8 protein-coding genes are annotated in these 6,477 nt (G+C 43.2%); 5 read left to right on the top strand and 3 right to left on the bottom strand.

Going from position 1 to position 6,477, the window contains the following annotated elements; genetic code table 11:
• Positions 1-330, top strand: a 330-nt coding sequence (locus QAS77_RS09630; RefSeq protein ID WP_305065219.1) for a hypothetical protein, incomplete at its 5' end; no start/stop codon positions are given.
• 136 nt (positions 331-466) lie between these two features.
• On the opposite strand, the gene QAS77_RS09635 is transcribed toward QAS77_RS09630, so the two are convergent.
• A complete protein-coding gene (locus QAS77_RS09635) occupies positions 467-994 on the bottom strand; it encodes a helix-turn-helix domain-containing protein (RefSeq protein WP_305065222.1) in 528 nt (175 codons plus the stop codon).
• A 187-nt stretch (positions 995-1,181) separates the two neighbouring features.
• On the opposite strand from QAS77_RS09635, the gene QAS77_RS09640 reads away from it, so the two are divergent.
• The 3 genes from QAS77_RS09640 (at position 1,182) to QAS77_RS09650 (ending at position 3,763) form a co-directional block, all read left to right on the top strand.
• Complete coding sequence (locus tag QAS77_RS09640; RefSeq protein WP_305065224.1) at positions 1,182-2,141, top strand: ABC transporter substrate-binding protein; 960 nt, start codon at positions 1,182-1,184, stop codon at positions 2,139-2,141.
• A gap of 75 nt (positions 2,142-2,216) precedes the next feature.
• Complete coding sequence (locus QAS77_RS09645) at positions 2,217-3,005, top strand: ABC transporter permease (protein ID WP_305065226.1); 789 nt, start codon at positions 2,217-2,219, stop codon at positions 3,003-3,005.
• Positions 3,005-3,763 (top strand): ABC transporter ATP-binding protein, encoded by a 759-nt coding sequence (locus tag QAS77_RS09650; RefSeq protein WP_305065228.1) that lies wholly within the window; start codon positions 3,005-3,007, stop codon positions 3,761-3,763. Before QAS77_RS09645 ends, QAS77_RS09650 begins: the two co-directional genes overlap by 1 nt.
• A gap of 14 nt (positions 3,764-3,777) precedes the next feature.
• Here the strand turns inward: QAS77_RS09650 and QAS77_RS09655 are convergent, their stop codons facing one another.
• On the bottom strand, positions 3,778-4,212 hold the full coding sequence (locus tag QAS77_RS09655; protein ID WP_305065230.1) for a polymer-forming cytoskeletal protein: 435 nt from the start codon (positions 4,210-4,212) through the stop codon (positions 3,778-3,780).
• A gap of 119 nt (positions 4,213-4,331) precedes the next feature.
• Positions 4,332-4,907 (bottom strand): nitroreductase family protein, encoded by a 576-nt coding sequence (locus tag QAS77_RS09660; RefSeq protein ID WP_305065232.1) that lies wholly within the window; start codon positions 4,905-4,907, stop codon positions 4,332-4,334.
• Between the two features lie 265 nt (positions 4,908-5,172).
• Here QAS77_RS09660 and QAS77_RS09665 point away from each other — a divergent pair.
• The coding region (locus QAS77_RS09665; protein WP_305065234.1) for a PAS domain S-box protein at positions 5,173-6,477 on the top strand (1,305 nt) is incomplete at its 3' end.

A 6,477-nucleotide genomic window follows, 5' to 3' on the forward strand; every position in this document is an offset into this window, starting at 1 on the left:
GTAGAGCTCATTGTCAATGACAACACTACCGCTACACAGGAGATCTCGCTCGGTGTCGGTGAATCCGCTCCGGTAGAGTTCGTGTACACTGCCGGTGAACCGGGAACCTATCTTGTGAAAGTAGGTGGTATGACCGCAACAGTTGAAGTTGTCAAGGGTGCAGGTGCAGTTACCTACCTGTTCGGTGGTGCAGCAATTGCAGTTCTCGGTGGAGCTGCCTATCTGTTTACCGCAGGCGGCTGGACCGTGTCTACCGCAGGGGCAAAAGCAAGTGAAGCCGCAGCAACACTTTCTGAGAAGCTATCCAGCTTGCTTTCAAAGAGCAAGTAAGGATACATATATGATGTTGCCGGCAAAGGTGTCGGCATCATCTTTTTTTTATGCTCTTATCTGTTTTCATTTAACGATAAGCAAAGCTGATCGCATAGTTTCAATATATTAAAAAAAGTAGAACTTTTAAGGTTCTTTACTCTATCTTGCGTGCAACAGCCTCGATAGCCACGATAACACTGTTCTTCGGCATTATTGTCGCAACAGGGATACGGATGATCTTTTCTATTGTGGGGCTGACTATGGGCGCACATACAAGGGCTTTCGCTCCTTCCCTTTCAGCACGGACAGCGGCGATGATAGCCTCTTCCATTGTGGTGGCGGAGTATTCTCTGATGGTGCAGAGCGTCCCTCCTATTTTCCTCTTTGTCTCACTGATATTATCCAGCACAGGACGTGCAGCGATAACCGCAATGAAATCACCCTTGTCGGAACCCTCGATGGTCCTGATGGTTTTAACTATCTGACGGAGTGTTCTCATGTTCGGTTCCCTGTTTCCTGACATGAGCTTATAAAGTGTGCTTGGTGGAATGTTCGCATATTCCGAGAACTCAATGGCTGTAAGTTCAAGGTCTTCCTTGATGACTTTCAACAATGTGTGCTGGAATGCTTCATCCGACTCAAAAGCCGCATCTATCACTTTATTTGCAACGCTCGTACTCACTCCTCCAATAAAGGGTATTAACTCTTTTAGGATATATTAAGCTTTGTATTAATACTTTTAGGAAATAATGTCGGTTGATACGACAATCTATAAATAGGGTATTCCGATGAAATAGCATGATAGTAACATATTTATTAATGGAGGGATCGATCTGAAAAAAATCACAGCAATTACATTCATATCTATCATGCTGGTTGCAGCAGTATTCCTGTCAGGATGTACTTCCGCACCAGATGATGAAGCATTGACAGAAATAAACATTGGCTATCAGCCAAGCACACACCAGATATCATACATGACCGCCTTTGAGAAGGGCTGGTGGCATGAGGACCTTGCACCATTTGGTATCATGAGCATAAATGAATTCGAGTTCCCAACAGGTACTCCTGAGATGCATTCAATGATCGCAGGAAACATTGATGTTGCATATGTTGGTGCAGCACCTGTTATTTCCGCACTCAGTACCGGACTTGATGCAAAGATCGTCGCAGCAGTGAACACACAGGGTTCTGACCTTGTGCTCAGAAATGAGTTCAAGTATGATGGTCCTGCAGACCTTAAAGGTCTAAAGATAGCAACTTTCCCACCGGGAACGATACAGGATACCATCTTCAAGAACTGGTTGGTCGATAACGGTCTTGAACCTGGTACAGACGTCGAAGTTGTCGCAATGGGTCCGGGAGATGCAACCGCTGCTCTTGCAGCAGGTCGGGTAGACGGTGTATTCTTACCACACCCTGCACCAACGTTCATTGAAGCGGAAGGTTCCGGTCGTTCAGTTGTCGCATCCGGGGAAATACTTGCAGACCATGCATGTTGTGTGCTTGTGGTTAGTGGTGACCTTATCAGGAACAACCCTGAACTGGTCGAACAGATCGTAAAGACCCACATCAAGGCTATAGAGTATGACAATATCAACATCGAAGAGGCAGCGAATACATATGCTAACAAGCAGGGTGTTGACAATACGACTGTCCTTCAGTCCCTTGAAAACTGGGATGGTGTCTGGTCAGCTGACCCACGTCCGCTTGTAGAGTCCACAGTGGAATACGCAAACTTCCAGTATGAGCTTGGTTATATCGACAGCCAGCTTACAGAAGAGGATATATTTGACGTGAGCTTCTACGAGAAGATCTCTGAAGAGTAAACAGCAACATACATTAATGAACAGAACATTTAACCGCCGGAATTGAGGTTTATCCCTCATAATTCGGGAGGTAACATGAGTAAACACGGCACAAAAGGACTACGTGAAAGGGGAATTGAACTATTATCCGTTACAATGGCCATTGTTCTATGGCAACTGGTAGCAGACCTCGTGGTAAATAATAAGTTTATCCTGCCAAGCTTTACTGATGTTCTGTTCGCTTTTATCAGAATCATTGAAGGGGGTATCCTCTTCACTGATCTTGCAATAAGTCTGCTTCATTTTGGAATTGGAATTCTTTCTGCACTCTTAATAGGTATACCCATAGGGGTGGTCATGGGTTGGTTCAAGATTGTGAACCGTGCATTGGACCCTCTTATCGAGATAATCCGTCCTATTCCGCCACTTGCATGGATCCCCTTTGCCATAGTCTGGTTCGGTCTGACCCACACTTCGGCGGGATTCGTGGTCTTTGTAGGGGCGGTCTTCCCTGTTATCATCAACACATTCGATGGCTTCAAAAGCGTTCCGAAGGTCTATGTGGAAGCTGCCAAAGTGCTGGGTTGCATGAGCAGTGGGTCACTTATACGCTACGTTGCATTACCGTCTGCCCTGCCTTCCATTGCTTCAGGCATCCGTATTTCCATGGGTGTGGGCTGGATGTGTCTGGTTGCAGCGGAGATGTTCGGCGTAAGTACGAACGGGCTTGGTTACAAGATCTGGTGGCATTACTACCTGCACCAGATGGATTTCGTTCTTGTCTATATGCTGATACTAGGTTTCCTGGGTCTTTTCATTGACAGGCTGTTCAGGTGGTATGTCGATGGGCAGCTTCTTAAATGGCGTGCAGGAGTTGTGGTATAATGGGTGAAGTTAAAGTCTCCGGTATCTCGGTGGCATTTGAGAAAGAGGATGGTGAGTCCACCCTTGCACTTGATAATGTTGACCTTGAAATAAAGGACAAGGAATTTGTCTGTTTCATAGGTCCTTCGGGCTGTGGAAAAACAACACTTCTCAGGACCATCGCAGGACTTGAAATGCCGGATAAGGGACAGATAACCCTCGATGGTGGGGACATAACCATTCCGGATTCGACAAGAGGGATGGTATTTCAGGAGTATTCTCTTTTCCCCTGGAGGACTGTCATCCAGAACATTACCTTTGGGCCTCAAATGAAGGGTATCTCCAAGAACAAAACACTTGAAGTAGCTGAAAAATACTTAAAGCTCGTAGGGCTTGAACAGTTCCGGAACAGTTATCCGTATGAACTTTCCGGTGGAATGCGACAGAGGGTGGCCATTGCCCGAGCTCTTGCGAACGAACCCAAGGTCCTTCTAATGGACGAACCGTTCGGGGCTCTGGATGCACAGACAAGGAACACCTTGCAAAAAGAGCTGCTTCAGGTTTGGGCAAAGTACCAGATAACAATCGTTTTCGTGACTCATAGTGTGGACGAGGCGGTTTTCCTTGCGGACAAGATCGTTGTGATGAGCGCAAGACCTGGCAGGATCAAGAAAGTCATAAACGTTGATCTTCCAAGACCTAGGGAAAGGACAAGTTCCGAGGCAAATGAGTTACGTAACCAGCTTTTGAAAATGCTGGCAGAGGAGCGACGTAACTAACTTTAAAAAGTGTATCACATCTCGGAACGAACAATAAGCTTTGTTCCGGATTCTATCTCTTTTATATCGACCTTTCCTATAAGCTCTAAAGCAGTAGCAGCTTTAACGAACTTTACCTGACAACCTGGTCTGATGGACATTTCATTTCCACATATTGCCGATCCTCCAACCTTTACGTTGTCAAGCATTGTAAGATCATTTACAATCTCAATGTTCCCACTTATCTTGCAACGTGCGCTTATGAGGGCATCATTTGCTTTGATATTACCTTTAACAAATGATTCTTTTCCAAGCTGTAGGGATCCACTTACTTCCAGATCTTTCCAGAAGTTCGCACCAGACCCTACGATCATGTTGCCATCTATCTTGATGCTATTTTCAAAGAAGGCTTTCCTACGGATAATGTAAGTATTTGTATCTGCATGGTATCTGATAAATTTCTCATCCATCTATTCCACATCCGTGATCTTGAAAGTGTGATAGCTCTATCTCATGGGATATGTTCTATCAGTGCTTTACTTACTGTCTTTTTCTTTATATATTCTATTGTTTTCTATCAGCATTTATTTCAGTATACTTTAAACAGAACTTCCTCCAGTTCTCTCTTTGGAACATGGTGGCATCCGTTCTCATCACGCCAGTATCTAATATCATGTTCCTCTCCGGTTTCCTCGAGAACGATCTCTTCTGCCGGGATGCCCATTGCCAGTACAAGCATTATCTCGAGTTCGGGAGGCACATCAAGTTCTTCTCTCAGCACTTCCCTGTTAACAGAACCAATGACACAGCTTCCAATACCTTTTTCCATGGCCGCAAGGCGAATGTTCTGTAAAGCAATTCCTGCGTCATATCTTGCATCGGGTCTTATCCTCGTATCATCGAGTATAATGATGTAAGCGGCTGGTCTTTCTCCTTCCGCAGGTCCTTTCCATTCGTGAAGATAACCTGCCCATCCAAGCTGTTCGAATATCATTGCGTTTGTTCTCAGATCGGATGAAATTATATATTTCAGTGGCTGGCTGTTGGTAGCTGAAGCTGAGACTCTTGCAATATTGACAAGTTCTGTTAACATTTCTTTTGATATAACCTCAGTCTGTTTAAATCTTCTATAAGATCTGGTCCTGAGAACAAGTTCACTTAGCATTTGTTCACCTCATATTGTCATTTGGTTGAGTGATTTGAATAGTGCTATTAGTTAAAACACTAGATACATTACTATAGACTTTAAAATCTATTTTTAGGTCTCTTGAGGTATTTTAAATTGTTATCCCATGTCCTAATATATTATGTGAATAATATTACATATGGTACATCTAAATTTTGATCTACTACTAATGTAGGTTTAAATTTTGATATTATATGTGGTTAACTATGTTCTCTAACAGTAATTGATATTGGATGGATCATTGGTGACAAGAAATCTTATATTATTTCATGTAAGTGCAGATGGAGCCATATTAAGCTACAACTCTTCTGAAGGCGTGCAATTACTCGTAGAGCCTGAACATTTCATGGGCAAGAACATAAGTGATATTTTACCTTCAGACGTTTCCGAGAAAGCAAAAAGCTGCATCAAAGACGTTATGATCACAGGCGATATGCAATATCAACTTCAGTTAGGGGGAGAATTGCACGATCTTGAAGCTACATTCGTTCCTGAAAGCAAAGACCGTCTTATAGTGATCATAAAGGATGTAACTGAGCAACTGGCAACTCATAATAAGCTTTTTGAAAGCGAAAAAAAGTATCGTCTCCTCGCTGACAATACGATCGATGTCATATGGCAACTGGACATGTCTTTGTGTTTTACTTATGTCAATCGTTCAGTGCTCGATGTTACAGGATACTCAGTAGATGAAGTGATCGGTTCTAACCTTTCGATGTTCTTTACGCCGGAAGCATTTGACATGGTCATTAGCCTTGTCAATAGTGATAAGTGTAAAAAAGGCGAAGGTGTTGCCTTTGAAACGGATCTTATCCGCAAAGATGGTACTTTGCTTCCAATTGATATTACCGGCAAGATAGTTCTCAATGAAAACCAGCTTCCTATCTGTATTCAGGGTAGGACAAGGGACATAAGTGCATATGTTGAAGCAAGGAATGCTTTGCTTGATAGGAAAAATCGTTTCAAGTCCTTGTTCGAGAACTCGAACGATGCGATCTTCATTCACACTTTTGATGGTACTATTCTCGATGTGAACAACAAAGCATGTGAACTCATTGGTTATTCAAAGGATGTTTTCAAAACCAAAGATCTTCGGGTTCTACTTCCTGATGGTCTTGAATACGAGGCAAAAGAACATCTGGATGATGTTATTAAAAACGGTTCGTCCAGATTTGAATCTCGTTTCAAGAAAGCTGATGGTAGCATTATTGATGTTGAGGTAAGCGTTTCAGTTATCGATGAAGATAAAAATATCATGCAGGGAATTGTCCGCGATATCACTGAGCAAAAAAATGCAGAAAAAGAGCTTCAGGAAAAAGAAAATCGTTTTGAGACATTGGTTGCGAACATTCCGGGTGCAACATATCGTTGCAAATATGATGCGGATTATACCATGGAGTATATTAGTAAAGAAATAACTTCGATAAGTGGTTATCCAGCATCGGACCTCATTGGGAGTTCCGTCCGCACTTATGCCAGTCTCATCCATCCAGATGACGTTGAAATGGTGGCTAATGCCATAGATAGATCCCTTACAGAAGACCGTCCT

Origin of the sequence: Methanococcoides sp. (genome assembly GCF_030594565.1) — an archaeon.
Taxonomy (GTDB): Archaea; Halobacteriota; Methanosarcinia; order Methanosarcinales; family Methanosarcinaceae; genus Methanococcoides; species Methanococcoides seepicolus.

Bases quoted from the DNA above. Each gene is read 5' to 3' on its own strand.
- QAS77_RS09660 (WP_305065232.1), bottom strand. From the start codon at position 4,907: ATGCTAAGTGAACTTGTTCTCAGGACCAGATCTTATAGAAGATTTAAA.
- QAS77_RS09655 (WP_305065230.1), bottom strand. From the start codon at position 4,212: ATGGATGAGAAATTTATCAGATACCATGCAGATACAAATACTTACATT.
- QAS77_RS09640 (WP_305065224.1), top strand. From the start codon at position 1,182: ATGCTGGTTGCAGCAGTATTCCTGTCAGGATGTACTTCCGCACCAGAT.
- QAS77_RS09645 (WP_305065226.1), top strand. From the start codon at position 2,217: ATGAGTAAACACGGCACAAAAGGACTACGTGAAAGGGGAATTGAACTA.
- QAS77_RS09650 (WP_305065228.1), top strand. From the start codon at position 3,005: ATGGGTGAAGTTAAAGTCTCCGGTATCTCGGTGGCATTTGAGAAAGAG.